Annotated in this window: 16 protein-coding genes and 1 pseudogene; 15 read left to right on the top strand and 2 right to left on the bottom strand. The window is 51.4% G+C overall.

Annotated elements, in window-relative coordinates; translation table 11 throughout:
- The 5 genes from AC1WIP_RS02350 to AC1WIP_RS02330 form a co-directional block, all read left to right on the top strand.
- On the top strand, positions 1-121 hold a 121-nt coding region (locus AC1WIP_RS02350), incomplete at its 5' end, for a winged helix-turn-helix domain-containing protein (protein WP_481140304.1).
- Positions 99-1595 (top strand): sensor histidine kinase, encoded by a 1497-nt coding sequence (locus AC1WIP_RS02345; RefSeq protein WP_481140303.1) that lies wholly within the window; start codon positions 99-101, stop codon positions 1593-1595. The genes AC1WIP_RS02350 and AC1WIP_RS02345, both read left to right, overlap by 23 nt.
- 90 nt (positions 1596-1685) lie before the next feature.
- Positions 1686-2558: an ATP-binding cassette domain-containing protein gene (locus AC1WIP_RS02340; protein WP_481140302.1), complete on the top strand. Its 873-nt coding sequence runs from the start codon at positions 1686-1688 to the stop codon at positions 2556-2558.
- Entirely contained in the window at positions 2555-4744 is a 2190-nt protein-coding gene (locus AC1WIP_RS02335) for a M1 aminopeptidase family protein (protein ID WP_481140301.1), read from the top strand. The genes AC1WIP_RS02340 and AC1WIP_RS02335 overlap by 4 nt, the downstream gene beginning before the upstream one ends.
- Positions 4737-5462 (top strand): hypothetical protein, encoded by a 726-nt coding sequence (locus AC1WIP_RS02330; protein WP_481140300.1) that lies wholly within the window; start codon positions 4737-4739, stop codon positions 5460-5462. Before AC1WIP_RS02335 ends, AC1WIP_RS02330 begins: the two co-directional genes overlap by 8 nt.
- Here the strand turns inward: AC1WIP_RS02330 and AC1WIP_RS02325 are convergent.
- Together AC1WIP_RS02325 and AC1WIP_RS02320 are read right to left on the bottom strand one after the other, a co-directional pair.
- Complete coding sequence (locus tag AC1WIP_RS02325; protein WP_481140299.1) at positions 5400-6554, bottom strand: DUF3048 domain-containing protein; 1155 nt, start codon at positions 6552-6554, stop codon at positions 5400-5402. The two genes, AC1WIP_RS02330 and AC1WIP_RS02325, sit on opposite strands and share 63 nt — an antisense overlap.
- A 94-nt stretch (positions 6555-6648) precedes the next feature.
- Positions 6649-7113, bottom strand: a complete 465-nt coding sequence (locus AC1WIP_RS02320) for a divergent PAP2 family protein (protein ID WP_481140298.1) — start codon at positions 7111-7113, stop codon at positions 6649-6651.
- Between the two features lie 133 nt (positions 7114-7246).
- Here AC1WIP_RS02320 and AC1WIP_RS02315 point away from each other — a divergent pair, with 133 nt between their 5' ends.
- From AC1WIP_RS02315 to AC1WIP_RS02270, 10 genes and pseudogenes are all read left to right on the top strand, one after another.
- Complete coding sequence (locus tag AC1WIP_RS02315) at positions 7247-8176, top strand: glycosyltransferase family 2 protein (protein ID WP_481140297.1); 930 nt, start codon at positions 7247-7249, stop codon at positions 8174-8176.
- Between the two features lie 108 nt (positions 8177-8284).
- Positions 8285-8680 (top strand): sporulation initiation factor Spo0A C-terminal domain-containing protein, encoded by a 396-nt coding sequence (locus AC1WIP_RS02310; RefSeq protein ID WP_318702785.1) that lies wholly within the window; start codon positions 8285-8287, stop codon positions 8678-8680.
- A 194-nt stretch (positions 8681-8874) separates the two neighbouring features.
- Positions 8875-9894: a DUF6077 domain-containing protein gene (locus AC1WIP_RS02305; protein WP_481140296.1), complete on the top strand. Its 1020-nt coding sequence runs from the start codon at positions 8875-8877 to the stop codon at positions 9892-9894.
- Between the two features lie 2 nt (positions 9895-9896).
- Positions 9897-10775: a hypothetical protein gene (locus AC1WIP_RS02300; RefSeq protein WP_481140295.1), complete on the top strand. Its 879-nt coding sequence runs from the start codon at positions 9897-9899 to the stop codon at positions 10773-10775.
- 43 nt (positions 10776-10818) lie between these two features.
- Positions 10819-11586, top strand: a complete 768-nt coding sequence (locus AC1WIP_RS02295) for a glycosyltransferase family 2 protein (protein ID WP_481140294.1) — start codon at positions 10819-10821, stop codon at positions 11584-11586.
- Between the two features lie 27 nt (positions 11587-11613).
- Complete coding sequence (locus AC1WIP_RS02290; protein ID WP_481140293.1) at positions 11614-13062, top strand: exopolysaccharide biosynthesis polyprenyl glycosylphosphotransferase; 1449 nt, start codon at positions 11614-11616, stop codon at positions 13060-13062.
- Between the two features lie 16 nt (positions 13063-13078).
- The gene (locus AC1WIP_RS02285) at positions 13079-14140 is read left to right on the top strand and encodes a YveK family protein (RefSeq protein WP_481140292.1); all 1062 of its coding nucleotides are present in this window, start codon (positions 13079-13081) and stop codon (positions 14138-14140) included.
- Positions 14130-14912, top strand: a complete 783-nt coding sequence (locus tag AC1WIP_RS02280; RefSeq protein WP_481140291.1) for a glycosyltransferase family 2 protein — start codon at positions 14130-14132, stop codon at positions 14910-14912. The genes AC1WIP_RS02285 and AC1WIP_RS02280 overlap by 11 nt, the downstream gene beginning before the upstream one ends.
- 54 nt (positions 14913-14966) lie before the next feature.
- The gene (locus tag AC1WIP_RS02275; protein WP_481140290.1) at positions 14967-16100 is read left to right on the top strand and encodes an EpsG family protein; all 1134 of its coding nucleotides are present in this window, start codon (positions 14967-14969) and stop codon (positions 16098-16100) included.
- 11 nt (positions 16101-16111) lie between these two features.
- Positions 16112-16536 (top strand): annotated as a pseudogene (locus AC1WIP_RS02270) (glycosyltransferase family 4 protein); the annotation flags it as partial.

Here is a 16536-nt window from a genome sequence, read left to right as displayed (position 1 = left end):
CTTCTATGGGGACGAGCGCGTGGTAGACAGCCATATTAAAAACCTTCGACACAAGCTGGAGCGAGACTACGTGGAGACAGTAAGGGGGGTGGGCTATCGTGTTGCGAAAGAGCTGCGGTGAAAGTCTCACGGCCCGGGTTTTCCTGATCACTGCCATTATCCTGCTCTGTGCTGGAGCAATTACCTTTGGTTTGATTGCCTGGGCCACGCCTATCACTTATACTGCTGTGATTAATGAGGACCTGGAGCGACAGGTGAATGCTCTTGTGGGCAGGTTGGAGGAGACCTTCCTTGAGGACTGTGGACCTTTGCTTGACGAGTTTATCCGTACCTCTGGAGCGGATGCCATGCTGGCTGGGCCTGACGGCATGGCCGCAGATACAAGCTCTCTGCTTGCTCTCCGGCCGATATATGAGGATACGTCAACGGCGGTAACAGCTGCCGGGGATGGCATTTACGATGGAGCTTATTCAGCCGTCACCTGGGCCGCGGACACAGGCGGTGGGGAAAACGCAGTGACCGTTACCATGTCTGAGCAGGCCACTATCACGGCTGATGTAAGGTTTGCTGACCAAACGGAGCTTTATACTCTCTACGTCACTCCCCGCATGGAGACAGAAAATCTGGCAGTACGGGCACTGGTGCAGATGGTCCCATGGCTGCTTTTGGTGCTGCTTGTCCTTTCTCTGCTGTGCGCGTTTGTGTACTCTCGCTACATTACCCGCCCCATTGTACGTCTCAGCGGAATTGCGGGCAAAATGGCGGAGCTGGACTTTAATTGGGAATGTGGGGAACAACGCCGGGATGAGATCGGGAAGCTGGGCCGCAGTCTGGATCAGATGTCGCGGCGGTTGTCCACTGCCTTGCAGGAACTGGAGGCCGCAAATGATGCCTTGCGCGGGGAGGTGGAGCAGGAGAGGGAGCAGGATCGCCGGCGGATGGCCTTTTTTTCCGCAGTTTCCCATGAACTGAAAACTCCGGTTACAATTTTGAAGGGACAGCTGACGGGCATGCTGGAGGGGGTGGGCGTGTACCGAAACCGGGATAAGTATCTGATTCGTTCCCTCCAGGCTACGGGCAGGATGGAAAATTTAATCCAGGAGATGCTTACCATCTCCCGCATGGAGAGTGGCGCAGTAACCGTCAGGCAGGAGCCTGTGGAGCTGTCTGCCCTGATTAAGGGACAGCTGATGTTTTACAGCGGACTGCTGGAACAGCGAGGACAACAGCTGACATCCTCTTTGTCGCCGGAGATCACTGTGACCGGGGATGCCTCTCTGCTTGGGAAGGCCATCGGAAATCTGCTCTCCAACGCATCCTGCTATTCTCCGGAGAAGGCACAGATTCGTGTGTGGTGCGGAAGGCTGCAGGGCCGTCCGGGGCTGACGGTGGAAAATTCTGGCGGGCATATCCGCGAGGAGGCCCTTCCTCATCTCTTTGAGGCCTTTTACCGTGAGGAGGGCTCTCGAAACCGCAGCACTGGAGGAAACGGTCTGGGGCTCTATCTGGTGAAGATGATTTTGGAGCGTCATCACGCTTCCTGCGTGATTGAAAACACAAAGGATGGAGTGCGGGCAACTGTGCTATTTGAATAGTCTACACACAAAACACATACAATCTTCAAGCCAGTTTCATATTACGTTGGTATCCTGTGTGCAATCTCAAAAAGAAAGGATACTGATAGGATGAAAATTAGCATTCAAAACGTAAGCATGACCTACCCAAACGGGAAGCAGGCACTGAAGGAGCTCAATCTGGCTCTTAATGCGCCCAGCCTCATTGGTCTGCTGGGGCCAAACGGCGCGGGAAAATCCACTTTGATGAAGCTTTTGGTGGCCGCTTTGATGCCAACCTCCGGGTCGATTTTGGTGGATGGACACAGTCTGACGAAAACGGACCGCTCAACGGAGCAGCTGCTGAAGGCACGGCTGGGTTATCTGCCACAGGACTTTGGATTGTTTGATGAATTGACTGTAGCACAATTTCTGGACTACATGGCTGCGTTGAAGGGACTGCGGGACCCCAAAGGTGGAATTCAGGAGGCAATTTTGGCTGTCAACCTGGAGGAGAAGGCAAATGCCAGGATACGCACCCTGTCAGGGGGCCAGCGTCAGCGGGTGGGTATCGCCCAGGCGCTGCTGGGAAATCCCTCGTTTTTGATCTTTGACGAACCCACAGTGGGTCTTGACCCGGAGGAGCGTATCCACTTTCGGAATCTGTTTTCCAGGACGGCGCAGAATCGTCTGGTGCTGCTGTCCACTCATATCATAGAGGATGTGCAGTCAGTGTGTGACCAGCTTGTGGTCATAAATCATGGCAGAATTCTGTTTGTGGGCACTCCTGCGCAGCTGATTCAGGCAGCAATGGGGCATGTGGGTGTTTTTTGGGAACAGGAGGCTGTTTGGGAGCAGGGACTGCATATAACGGCCCGGGTGAACACCAGTCAGGGTATCCGGTGCCGGGCGGTTGCAGACACTCTTCCGGCTTGTGCCCAGCCGTCGGAGCCTTCGCTGGAGGATGCTTATCTTTATCTGATTTCCAGGGAGGTGGCAAAATGAAAAGAATTCGACTGTTTCCCCTGGAATTGGGGCGGCTCCTGCAAAGCCCTCCTACCTGGCTGATGTTTTTTTTGACGGTTTTGTCCCCGCTTGCCGGGCTGACTTTATATAAGCCGGCTGCATCCAGTACCATGCTTTCCATGTACTTGGCCAATCCGGCTTTGGCCGGCGGTGTTGTGGGAGGCATTTTGTTTGGCCTGCTTGGGGTGTTTGAGCTGGACCGGGCAGGCCGCAGCCGGGCAGATGAGCTTATGGATGCGGTGGTTTCACCGCTGTGCATGGCCTTGGTGCGTCTGCTGGCTCTCACTGCAGCAGCGTTGCTGACAGTGGGTGTCACCATGCTGGTCTGGCTGCCTGTCAGCTGGGGAATAATCGGCTCTGTGTTTGACAGTACGGATTATGTTTTGGCATACCTATTGCTTATGGGACTTGCTCTGCCCCTTGGCATTTTGAGTGCAGCCTCCGCCTATCAGTTTACCAGACGGGTGGACTTGTCCCTGGTGCTGTTTGCTGCCTTTGGAGGTCTTAGTCTCACTGTTTGGGCGGATGACTGGCAGCTGTGCTGGCTGAACCCCTGTGTGTGGGCATTGTCGGATGACTTTTCCAACTTTCGGATTTTTCGTTCCGTGGCTTATATGCGTCTGACCTGGCTGGCGGCCCTTTCCGGGATTTGGACGCTGTCCTGGATCTGCATCCGGCAGTACGGGAAGGGGCTTTTTGGCTCTCTGTGCCGCAGCCTTCGGCGGTGGTATCGCCCGGTGATTGCCTTGGTGCTCCTTGTTTGTTCCGGTATGGCCTTTGCTTCTCAGCCCATGGTGGATCACAGCAACCCGGATCAAACGGTTATGTCCTTTTATGAGCTGCCCTATCTGGAAGAAGTTACCTGCTCCCGCCGCTTTGCCTGGATATACCCGGATACGGATGCAGGTACCGTAACGGGAAGGGCCGCCTATCAGTTTCAGAATACCTCCGGCCAGACTCAGCTGGTGGCATTTGGCGTAAACCCGGGTTATACCATTTCTTCTGTCCGTGCAAACGGGGTGGAGGCGTCTTTTGACCTGGGGGAGTATCAGGAATATAACGAGGCTATGCTGGAGGTTGCCATCCCGGCGGAGGAAATGGTAGAACTGGTGGTGGAGTATGGCGGATTCCCCCGTGAGGATTGCAACACCTCCGCCTTTCAGGGCAGAGCGGAGATCAGTGCAGAGTACCTGTGTCTGGAAAACGCGGCCTTGGCGCCCCGCCTGATGAATGTACTGCCGGATCAGGAGATGTATCCCACAATGGTGGAAATTACCCTGCCCAGTCATATGACAGTGATCCCCTTTGGAGCAAGCCGGGCGGAGAATGTGGCGGAAAATGAGGATGGAACCGTAGTATGGCGCTATGAGGATAACGGCGTGGGAGGCATTCTCTATGCCGGGGATTACATATGCCGGGAGATCCAGGCTGGGGGTATCACTATAGAATTTTATTATGGCCGCAGGCATCAGGCCGTGATGGAGTCTGCCAAAGCAGTGGAGGCTGTACAAGCGGTGATAGATTACTGCACAGGGAATTATGGATTCCTGTCCTTCGGCACGGGCGGAACCCTCAAGCTCATTCAGAGCCGGGTTTCCGGCGGCGGTTATGCCACGGACGGAGCCAGCCTGCTGGACGAGGCGGATTTTACTGCGGCGAATCTGAATGACAGGGACAAGGGAGCCATTCCTGGTGAGGTAATGATTCACGAACTGGTCCACCAGTGGTGGGGCTTGGGTAATATGTTTGACGTATCGGAGGATGGGAGTCCCTGGTCGGCAGAGGGGCTGACGGTTTACACCACTTACCGTATCGTAAAAGCGCTTTATGGAGAGGCCTATGCCCAGGAAAACTATGTAGAGCAATGGCAGCGGGCAGTGGATGATTATTACCTGAATTTTTACGTCCGAAATCCGGAGTATCTGGCTTCGCTGCCCCAAGAGGAGCAGCTGGAGATTACGGGGGATTTGTCTTATGTGCGCCAATATTGCGAGATGCCGCTTAAAATATTGAAGGCCCAGCAGCTGGTGGGCGGCGAGGAAGCTATGGATGAAATTCTGTACGATTTGTTTAACCGGGAAATAGACTGGACTTACCCGTATCTGACTTATCAGGATTTTTTAGATGCCTGCGGGCTGACGGAGGAGGAACTGAACCTTGTGTAAGATATTTGGCTATGAATGTAAGAGGCTTTTGTGGAACAAGTTTTTCTTTGGACTTGTAATGATACTTTTGTTTTATGGATGGCAGGTGCTTAGCGGTGTGACAATTTTGGGAGTGTCCCACACCGCCCCCTTTTCTCCCTGGAGCTTTGGGGACTATTTGAGCCGGATGCTGCCGCTTTTGTGGATCGGCGCATTGTTTTTCCTGACCTTTTTTATCTCACCCAAAGCCCGGCGTGTGGCCGTACTCACACATGCTGTCAAGATGGCGCCCGGCCGGTATGCGCTGGCCCGGTACGCCGCAGCTTTGGTGGGAACCGTAATACTGGCGCTTTTTTGTTTGGCGGAAGCCGCCGTGTTTTACGGAACATATTTTGACTGGTATCGGTGGGGGGAATTGCTGGTCCCCGCACTGATTACCCTTCTTCCACCCTTGGCATTTGCTTTGGGAAGCGGCTGGCTTTTAGGCCGGATCAAGCCCTGGCTGGTATATGGATGGATGTTTATACCGTTTTTGTGCAGGGTTCTTCCCTTGCCGGAGGTTTTGGGGCTTTGGGATGGAAGCTTTTTTATTCAGTATCCTCTCGCGCTGGGGGAGCTTGATCCGGTCTTTACGATGCCGGCCAATATGGTTTTGGTGCAATGTGCTCTGCTGGTATTACCGATAGGTAAAATTGTCGCCTTCTTCTACGATGCACACCATGGTTTTACCCGCGTTTAAGGTAATCTCGTTTCCGTTGTCGTCATAGTAACGGGTGGCGCCGTAATCGGAGGTTTTTTCCCATGTAACATGAATGCCCTTGCCGTTTGTGAAAAACCAGCCGTCCTTTGTGGTGTCATGGCACTGGAAAGCCAGATATCCTTCTCCCAAATCCTCACTTTTGGTGTACTGCACCAGAATGTTTTTGAAGGTCAGCTGCTGCCCTGTGACAGCGTCGATGTGAGGACCGTCGGTGGAACCGGACAAATGCTGGGATCTGTAATACAGGCCATCGTCCTCATTATATTCAAAATAGCATCTGGTCAAGGGATAGCAGCCGGACATATCAATGTAGGTTGCGCTGTGGGCGTCATTTCCGTATTGGTCCAAAGTGTTGGGTTCGGCCTTCGTGGTAAAGTTGTAATGCTGCTCGTCGGCAAGTCCGCGGTATTCCAGACTGTAGCCCTTATCCTGTACTGCCTCCAGAATGCCGGGGCCGGAAACGTAGGCGTTGTGGGGGGATTTGCGGTCTGTACTGCGGAAAAAGGCCTGCTCATCTGCACCGCCGGCGCTGCCGTTTATGTTTTGAGTGGTGGACTGTGCCAGCAGTTCGTCAATAAAGAAGGGTCCGCCGAAATGTACAATAAAGGCATCCCATTCAAAGGCCCAGTATGCGTAGTAGGTACGCAGACTGCGGACGTTTCCTATTTTTTCCAAATCCTGCCAGTCCTCATAAATGGCCATCATACGGGTCATGCGCCCTTCCACGTTGGCCTCATATAAAATGGAGGCTTTGGAAAGATTATAATGGGGAATGGCATTGCTTTCATTGGGTGTAATCACTGCGATGGGACGGGTATTTGCCACCTCCTCATCCACCCATTCGTTGGTGAGTCTGCTGCGGACCATGCCCTCCCTGGGAGGCAGAGTGTCGTCCTCTGTCACTGTCTGAGTGCTGTCGGCGCCGGAAAGTGTTTCATCCGTTTCCGAGGACTGTGTTGCAATGGGTTCTTCATCCACGATTATGGGACTCTGAATATCCTCCGACTGTCCGCAGGCGCACAAAAGGGCGACGGAAGCGGCAAGGGTCAGCCAAATTTTTATTTTTTTCATATTGCTTTCTCTCCTGTTGCTGTTTTCTTCTGCCAGTATATCACAAAAAATTCCACCCGTCATTATGGGATGGCAAAATTAAGATTTCTTAATATTATGAAAGCAGGCTGTAAATGCACACGGTGAGCAGGATGCCCAGCAAAGCGCCCATCAACACCTGAAGGGGCGTATGCCCAACAAATTCCTTGAGCTTTTCCTGGGCGGATAATTCGCTGCGGCCCATGTCCTCAAAGATCTTTAGCATATTGTTTAACAGCTTTGCCTGTATGCCTGTTTCCCAGCGCACTCCCATGGCGTCGTGCATGACGATAATTGCCAGAAAGAAGCACAGTGTAAACTCAAAGCTTCCCGCACCATATTCAAAGCATGCCGCCGTGGCCAGAGAACAGACTGTGGAAGAGTGGGAGCTGGGCATGCCGCCGCTGCCCACAAGCCGTTCAGCGGTAAATTTTCTGGTTAAGAACAGGTGAATCAGTGTTTTTAAAAGCTGCGCCGCAAACCAGGAAAGCACAGCGGCCCAGAACATGGTATTGGTGGATAATTCCTGAAAAAAGGACATTTTCCTCTCTCCTATCTCTAAGTGAACCTGCTGCTATTATACCCTTTTGCCCGAAAAAAGTCCATGTTTTCGTCTTGCGAATCTAAGGCAGGGATAGTATACTGAAACTAATTAATCTGGACGGGAGGAGCCTATGAGCCTGCTAAGTGTGATTGTACCTTGTTTTAATGAGGAGGAAAGCGTAGAGCTGTTTTACACGGAGCTGATGAAGAACGATGTTTTTTTCCGTGGAAAAGACGTGGAGATAGAAGTGATCTATGTGGACGACGGTTCTAAGGACGGCACGGTTCGGGAGATCAAAAAGCTTCATGAGCGGGACGAAAGGGTGCATATGATTTCCTTCTCCCGGAACTTTGGCAAGGAGGCTGCCATGTTTGCGGGTCTGGAACGGTCTGCTGGAGACTATGTGGTGCTGATGGATGTGGATCTGCAGGACCCGCCTTCACTGCTGCCGGAGATGTTTTCCTATGTGGAACAGGGCTATGACTCCGTGGCTACCAGAAGGGTCAGCAGAAAAGGGGAGCCCCCGGTGAGAAGCTTTTTTGCCAGATTGTTTTACCGCCTGATGAAAAAGATATCCAAAACGGAGATTATGGACGGCGCCAGGGATTACCGTCTGATGACCAGGAAAATGGTGGACGCGATTCTGTCTATGCGGGAATATAATCGCTTTACCAAGGGAATTTTCGGCTGGGTGGGTTTTGAGACAAAGTGGCTGGAATATGAAAATGTAGAGCGGGCCAAGGGAGAAACCAAGTGGAATTTCTGGAAGCTTCTGCTTTATTCCATAGACGGCATTACAGCCTTTTCCACAGTGCCGCTGATGCTTGCTTCTCTGGTTGGGGTGCTGTTTTGCGCCGTGGCTTTTCTGATGATTGTGTTTATTATTGTGAGAAAGCTGATCTTCGGGGATCCTGTGTCGGGCTGGCCCTCTTTAGTCTGCATTATCCTCATGACCGGCGGCGTCCAGTTTTTCTGTACCGGTATTTTGGGACAATATCTGGCGAAAACCTATATGGAGGTCAAAAATCGTCCGATTTACCTGACAAAAGAAGAAATATAAGAAATTTTAACACAATATGTGGGTTTGCGCGATGAAAAATGTTTGCAATTTTCGACGAATATGTTAAAATTTACTTCGACGGCTGCAGTAAAGAGCAGTACTCGACATATGAAAGGGGAATTCATTATGGAGATCACTGCTGTAAAGGACTATGAACTAGAGAGATATATTACGGACATTATGCTGGACATTGGAGTGCCTGCCCATTTAAAGGGCTATCATTATTTGAGAGACGCTATTTTGCTTTCCGGGAGGGATATGGAGGTGGTCAGCAGCGTTACTAAGCTGCTTTATCCTGCTATCGCAAAGAGATTTAAAACCACGGACCAGAAGGTGGAGCGAGCCATCCGAAACGCCATTGAGGTTTCCTGGACCAGGGGAAATGCTGAGACTTTTGAAAAAATGTTTGGTTATTCCATATCTACGGGTAAAACACGGCCCACAAACAGCGAATACATAGCGCGCATTGCCGACAAGGTACGTTTGGATATCAAAGCTATGTAGCTGCAAAGGAATGACTGTTTAAAATAGACAGGTAATAAAGTATGCTTTTTACTGCTGACTGTCAGATGCCGCAGGACGACCGGCTTGGTGATCCTGCGGCATTTTTTCAAAATATTGTATAAATTTCATAACTATGGTAAAATGTGAAGATAGAGCCTGCGAAACGACTTGAGGGCAGGCTGAGAGGTATTGACATGGCTTTCCTTCTAGGGCTGTTAATAGCGCTGGTTTCCTGCCTGCTTGGCAAGTGCGCTTTGGGTGTTTTATATGGGAATCAGCCTGCAAGGGATAAAAGACTCCGGGATGCTTTCCTGACAGGAGGTATTGTGGTGATTGGACTGGCCGAAGCGGCATATCTGACAGCCGTGATTTTAGGGTGGTCTTTTTCTGGTTGTGTCAGGCTTTTTGGCGCGTTGACCGCTGTTTTGACCGCCGGGGCAGGCGTGTATCTGTTTTTGAGAAGAGGGCAGAAAAAAATGGGGCATATGCAGCGCCAGGACGGGGACGGGGGAGCTCTTTCGGCGGGTTTTCAGAGGCTTTCCGGTTTCGGAAAGGCGGCCTTTTTCCTCTTTTGGCTCCTGCTTCTTTTGCAGCTTGTGAGCGTGGCGTCCCAGGGACGGGTGTACCGCCAGGGAGATATGACTGTGGAGACCGTAAACAGCTTTTTGGAGACGGACACCATTTATGGCGTGAACCCTTTGACGGGACAAGCATATGAGCTGGGGATTCCTCTGCGCCTGAAGATATTGTGCCTGCCGGCTTTCTATGCCTGTCTGTGCCGGATATCGGGACTGGAGGCTGCCACAGTGGTGTGGGGCATTGTGCCTTTGTTTACGCTGTTTGGAGCATATTGCGCTTTTTTCGGCATAGGGGAGAGACTGTTCCCGGAAAGCCCTTCCAAAAGATGGATATTCCTGGCCTTTACGGCCCTGATTCTATGGGGAGGAGATTACATGTACGGCATGGATGGCTTCGGGCTGCTCTATAGCGGCTTTCGGGGCAATGTAATCAGGGCGGCGGTGCTGCTTCCCTATACCTTTGACCTGTGTATGCGGAAAATGTGGAAATCTGTTATCCTATGTATTCTTGCGGAGGCATGTATGGTGTGGACGCTTTATGGCATGGGAGCCTGCCTTTTGGCAGCTCTTCTGCTGCTTTTGATACAGAAGCTTCCAAGAGGTGCAAGGGGTCTGTTTCACAGGGAAGGAGGCTGATTATGAGAGAGCTTCTTCGCAATGCCTGGCTGGGATGGCAGAATTATACGGATGACGGCAAGCTGGCGGCGCTTTTGCTGGCAGCGCTGCTTTTTTTGTGGCTTAGAAATAAGAAGGTTTCACAGAAGGGCTTTTTAAGCTACGCTGTCCTTATGACGGCATGCTGCATTTTTCCGGTGACGGCTGTTCTTTTGATGCTGTATCAGACAAAATTTTATGATTATCAGTGGATTTGGAGTCTGGTTCCCATGACCCCCATGATCGCCTGGGGCATTACAGAATTTTTGACGGAGGAAGCGGTCGTTAAGGGGGAAAGCGCGGGAAAGGGGCAAAAAAAGGAGGGAAGCTATTTTCCCTTGCGGCCTGCCTGCTTTTTTGCCCTCGCGGCTGTGCTTGTGCTTTTGTGCGGAAGCCTGGGGCATCCTGCCTGGGAGATGGAGAAAGACCAGACACAAAGAGCGCAGTGCGCACAGCTTTTGGCACAGCTTCCCAGGGAGGAGCAAAGCGCTTCCCTGTGCCTGTGGGGCCCCAGGGAAGTGATGGAATATGCCAGAGCCCTTGACGGAAGCGTGAATCTGATTTATGGAAGGAATATGTGGGAGGAAGCTCTGAACGCGTATTCCTATGATGTGTATCCGAAGCAGATAAGGGAGCTGTACGAGCAAATGTGCAGTCTGGAGGAGACAGGGCAGTTTCTTCAGGATAATGGAAGCGGGGAGGGAGTCCCGGCGCCGGAAAGGGTTCTTGCCGCCGCAGTGGAAAGGGGCGTAAACTGCTTTGTGCTGCCGAATGCTGTCACACAGGAAACTTTGGTCAGCATTGAAGGAATGCTGGGAGGGCAGGCGGCGGCCGTGGGCAGCTATTACGTGATTATGCTGTGAGAAAGAAGCGGGGAAGGCCGCGGAGGTTTCCCCGGAGGAGACAATGGAAGAGACGAATAACAGGGTGAGCATTGTTGTGCCCGTATATAATGTGGAAAATTTCATTGTGGAGACGATGGACTCTGTGCGCAGCCAGACCTATCCTGACTGGGAGCTTCTTCTTGTAGAGGATGGGAGCAGTGACAACAGTGCAGGGATCATTGAGGAGTACAGGCAGCGCACCGGGGATGAGCGGATTCGTCTGATCCGCCAGGGAAAAAACCAGGGAGCGGCCAGAGCCCGTAACAGAGGCGTTTTAGAGGCCAGAGGCAGATATATTGCTTATTTGGATGGGGATGACTTGTGGATGCCCCGGAAGCTGGAGCATGAGCTTGCCTTTATGCAGGAAAAAAAGGCCGCCTTTGCATTTACCGGCTATGAGTTTGCAGATGAGCACGGGAAGGGCACAGGAAAGGTGGTGCGGGTGCCGGAAACCTTAAACTATAAGCAGGCGCTGAAAAACACTACAATCTTTACTACCACGGTTATGTTTGACACCCAGAGGATAGCAAAGAGAGAACTTCAGATGCCTGAAATGAAAAGCGAGGATACCGCTTTGTGGTGGAAGATTCTGCGAGGGGGCGTCACAGCCTGCGGACTTGATGAAAACCTGGCGTTATACCGCCGTGGGGGAAAAACCCTTTCCTCCAACAAGGCGGAGGCGGTGCGGCGCATTTGGAATTTGTACCGCCAGGCCGAGCGCATGAGCATTTTAAGCAGCCTCTGGCATTGCTGCTTCTGGGCCGTGCGGGCGGTAAAGCGCAGAATTTAGAAAATGGTGAGACGGAGGAAAACAGCCTTGGCAACCAACACTTATGAAAATAAATTGAGGAAACTGGAATCTCTCAAGCGTCTGATCAATATTGGATTGACGGCCATTTGTCTGGCTCTGGAGATATATATCTTCTATTATAATTTTGAGCATCACTTTTCCCACAGCGTGGTGGAGCCCCTGCGGGGCTTCTGGATCAGGGGAACCATTGTGGAGGTCTCCTTTTACGGCGCTATTTTGCTTTTATTGTCCACCATGTACGGCGGTATGCGCCTGGGTTATCTGAAAAATGTGGAGATTATTTTTTCCCAGGTATTTTCCACGCTGCTGGCAAACATTCTGATTTATGTGGAGCTTTCCATTATGGCCAGGGAGCCCTTTGTGCCTAAAGTGTTTATCATGATGATGGCGGAACAGACCATGGTGGTTATCATCTATATCAATATTGCCAACAGAATTTATCGGGCAATGTTTCCGCCCAGAAAGCTGATGCTGGTTCACGGAGACAGACCCATAGAGGATATCTGTTCAAAATTTCAAAGCCGCAAGGATAAATACCGTATTACCAAGACCATTCATGTGAACCAGGGCTTTGATGTGCTGTGCCGGGCTATCCTGGAGTGCTATGAAAAAGGTGAGTGCAATGCAGTGGTGCTGGGGGATATTTCTGTGGAGGACAGAAACCTGCTATTAAAGTTTTGCTATGCCCACTCCATCCGCATTTATCTGCTTCCTAAAATTGCAGATGTTATTTTAATGGGAGCGGAGGAGCTGCATGTATTTGATTCCCCCATGCTGCTGACCAAGGAGTACAGTCTTACCATGGAGCAGCGTTTGGCAAAACGAATCGTAGACGTGGTCTGTTCCCTGCTTCTTTTGATTCTGGCTTCTCCCTTTATGCTGCTGACGGCTATTGCCATCAAGCTCTATGATCATGGCCCTATCCTGTACAAGCAGGTGCGGTGCACAAAGGACCAGAAGCAGTTCTTCATACTGAAATTCCGCAGTATGCGCACGGATGCGGAGAAGGACGGGATTGCCAGACTGGCAAAGAAGAACGACAGCCGCATTACGCCTATTGGAAAATTTATCCGAAAGTGCAGGATCGACGAGCTGCCGCAGCTGTTTAATATATTAAAGGGCGATATGTCCTTTATCGGGCCCAGGCCCGAGAGACCGGAGATCATTGCACAGTACATGGAGATCATGCCGGAGTTTGCCTTCCGCATGAAGGTGAAGGCCGGTCTTGCGGGATTTGCCCAGGTGTACGGGAAATATAACACCTCACCTTATGACAAGCTGAAGCTGGATTTGACCTATATTGAGAATTATTCTCTGTGGCTGGATTTAAAGCTGATGCTTTTGACCCTGAAAATATTGTTCTGGCCAGACAGCACGGAGGGCGTGGAGAGCGAGCAGATTACAGCCTTTAAAGAGGAGTACAAGGGTAAAACAGAGAACAAGAAACAGTCATAGATCGGGAGAAAAAGCCATGTGGGAAGGATATTACGGAAAGGAGCCCTTTGACCTTCGTCTGACGGCCCTTCGCTTTTTGAAGAACCTGGACAAAATCATAGTGGTGACGCTTGCAGGAACCCTTATTTTCGGAGGAGGCTATTATGTGAAAAACGTGCTTCTTCGGGGGGAGGTGTACTACAACGCCCAGTCCACCTACAAGGTGGAGTACGCAGACCCGGACTGGGCCCAGTACGGCACTTATATCAACGACGCCACCTGGGACACTTACGTCCATACAGAGGAATTTCTCAATATGGTGCAGGGACGACTCAGGGAGCAGGAAAGCTCCTGGGAATTAACCAACGAAGAGCTGAGTGAAGCCCTGGCGGCACAGCTCCCTACGGACCTGCGGGTGCCCCAGACCATCGTGACCACTGTGAACCCACAGATGAGCCTGGAGATCGCAGAGGCGGTGGAGCAGGCCATGACGGAGGATTTTCCCCAGGTGACGAAGGAGGTGGCCTCCATTCGGGTGGTAGACCCGGCGGTTTCGGCCCAGGAGGTGCTCCTGGATGTGCGGCCGGGGAGGGCCTTTCTTTTGAGCGCGCTCCTTACCTTTTTCTTTGCAGTGGTGATTTTTCTCTTAAGGGAGACCGGGGAGGACAGTATTTGGCTGCCGTCCTCCATAAAGAAACGGTATGGACTTTCGGTGCTGGGAACCATGGGAAGTCCCTTTCTTAAAGAAAACATACGTTATTTATTTGCAGAAAAAAAGCGTGTGGGCGTCTGCTTTGCGCAGGATCGAGGAGATCCGGCGGCTGTGGCCAGTAAGCTGGGGGAATGCAGCCAAGGGATAGAATGGATTCCTGTCCCGGCACCGGCGCTGTGTCCGGAGGTCTGCCGGACGCTGCGGGAGATGGACGGCATTTTGCTGGCAGTGCCCGCAGGAAGTCATGCAGGAAAGCCCCTGGAATACACGCTGGAGTACCTGCGCCGGCAGGATTGTGAAGTAACGGCCGCTATTTTATGGGAGGCTGATGAAAAATTGATTCGAGCCTATTACTGGCTGGAGTGGGGGAAGGAGCATGAGAGTTGAAGTTTTGGCGTCTGTGATGAATCAGTCCATAGACCGCATTGTGGAGGAAATGAATTTGAGCTCCGACGCGGTGATCATCAATCAGTGTGACAGCCTTGGCTATGGGGAGCGGAAGAAAGCAGAGGGCAGAATACGCTTTTATTCCTTTCCGGAGCGGGGAATCGGCAGAAGCCGAAATGAGGCTATCCTGCGCGCCCAGGGGGATATCTGTCTTTTTTCGGATGAGGATATTGTTTATGAACCGGGGTATGCAGAAAAAATCGTAAAGGAATTTGAGCGAAATCCCAAGGCTCATATGATTTTGTTTAACATCCAGGTGGAGGAGGAGCGGAGAACCTATCAAATTACGGAAAGAAAGCGAGTGCGCTGGTACAACTGTGGAAGGTACGGCGCAGTGAGCTTTGCAGTGAAAAGAGAAAGCCTGTTTTGTTCAGGGGTGACCTTTTCTCTGCTGTTCGGGGGCGGCGCCAGATACAGCGCCGGAGAGGACAGTCTTTTTTTGAAGGAATTTATGAAAAAGGGTTTTCTGGTGTATACGGCTCCGGTGACCATCGGCAGAGAACGGGAGCGGGAATCCACCTGGTTTAGCGGATATCATCAAAAGTTTTTTTATGACAGGGGAGTGCTGTACCATTTTCTGTACGGGAGACTTGCACTGGGGATGGCCCTTCGGTTTCTTTTGGCCCACAAGGGGACTTTGTGCAGGGAGACAAGCTTAAAGCAGGCCTTTGCCTGGATGCGGGAGGGAATACGGGACGCAAAAGCCCAATAGGGAAAACGCTTTTGTCCACCCTGAACGGGCAAGGGCTTTGAGAAAGGAGGAGCCATGGAGAGCAGTGCGCTTGTATATATGGGATTAACAGCAGTCACGGTCATCCTGGCTCTTTTTGTGGATAACCGGGATTTTGTGGCACAGCGTATCCGGGGCGGCAGAGCCTTTGGGACGCCCCGGGGCTTTCAGCGCAGGCAGGCTAGAAATCTGGTTGCGGAAACGGCGGTATACTGCCTGCTGGCAGGGGTATCTGCCTGCAGAATTGCAGTGGGAAACGATTACTGGGTCTATCGGGACAATTTTAAGCTGATCGCACAGGGCAGACATGTGTCCTCAGAAATCGGCTTTAACCTGGTTGTGGACTGGATGCAGAATCTGTTTGGCTATGATCGGTATCTTCCCATTTTCGGTCTGTTTTCCCTGGTGACGGTATTCTTTTTTGTAAAGGCCCTTCATGATCAGGGAACGGATTATGCCTTTTCCCTGTTTCTTTTGCTGACGGGAGGCTACTATTTCAACAGTCTCAATTCTGTGCGGTATTATCTGGCTTTGGCGGTGGCTTTGTATGCCATGAAATATGTGCTTCGGGGCGAGTACGGAAAGTTTATTTTGTGGATTGCGGCGGGGGCTGCTTTTCATAAGTCCATACTGCTTGTGATACCTGTGTATCTGGCGGCCAGGCTTTTAGCCCAGGCCAAATTGAAAAAATGGCATTATGGAGCGGGAGCCCTTCTGCTGTTAAGCCTGGTGTTCGGCCAGAATTTTTACCGGGAGATTATTTTTCGTTTTTATCCCTATTACGAAAATTCTGCTTTTGACAACGGGGAATTATCCTATGTGAACATTGCAAAATGCGTAGCGGTGCTTGTTCTGTGCCTGATCTGCTACAAAAGAAGCCTGAAAGAGGATTTGATGAACCGATTTTATTTCTTTTTAAATCTGGCGGGGCTTGTGGTATATTGCTGTGGTTCCTTTATCCCGGAGGTGTCAAGGGTGGGATACTATATGATTGTGTCCCAGACCTTTTTGCTTCCCAGGCTTCTGCGTGATCTCAGGCGGGGATGGTTTCGCACTTTATGCTATGTGGGCGTCATCGGGGCCTTTGCAGGATATTTCGTGGTTCTGCTGTATAAAATGTATGATGTGGATGTGAGGCTTCTGCCGTACTTGAACTGGATTTTTAACTAGGAGGATGTACTGTGAGGATATTGTGGCTTTGTAATTTCATGCCGCCTGCTGCGGCCAGGCGCCTTGGGCAGGAGTCCACAAATAAGGAAGGATGGCTGGATGGGCTGATGGGCCAGGTGCTCAAAAGGCAGAAAGAGAACGGCATTGTGCTGGCGGCGGCTTTTCCGGTCTCTTTGAGGGACGGCCTGATAGAGGATAGGGAGACTGTGTTTTCCAGGGTTCTTCAGGTGGGAGAAGGCGCCCTTCATTGTTATGGCTTTTATGAGGATACCGCCCGGCCTGAGCAGTATGATCCTCGCATAGAGCGGCTTATGGAGAAAATTACGGCGGATTTTGGGCCGGATGTGGTACACTGCTTTGGAACGGAATACCCCCATACCCTGGCCATGTGCAGAGCCTTTCCGGACAAAGGACGGCTGTTAGTGGGGATTCAGGG

This window comes from Acetatifactor sp. (genome assembly GCF_982438285.1).
Note: the sequence above shows the minus strand (reverse complement) of the source record. Positions and strands in the feature narration are given on the sequence as shown.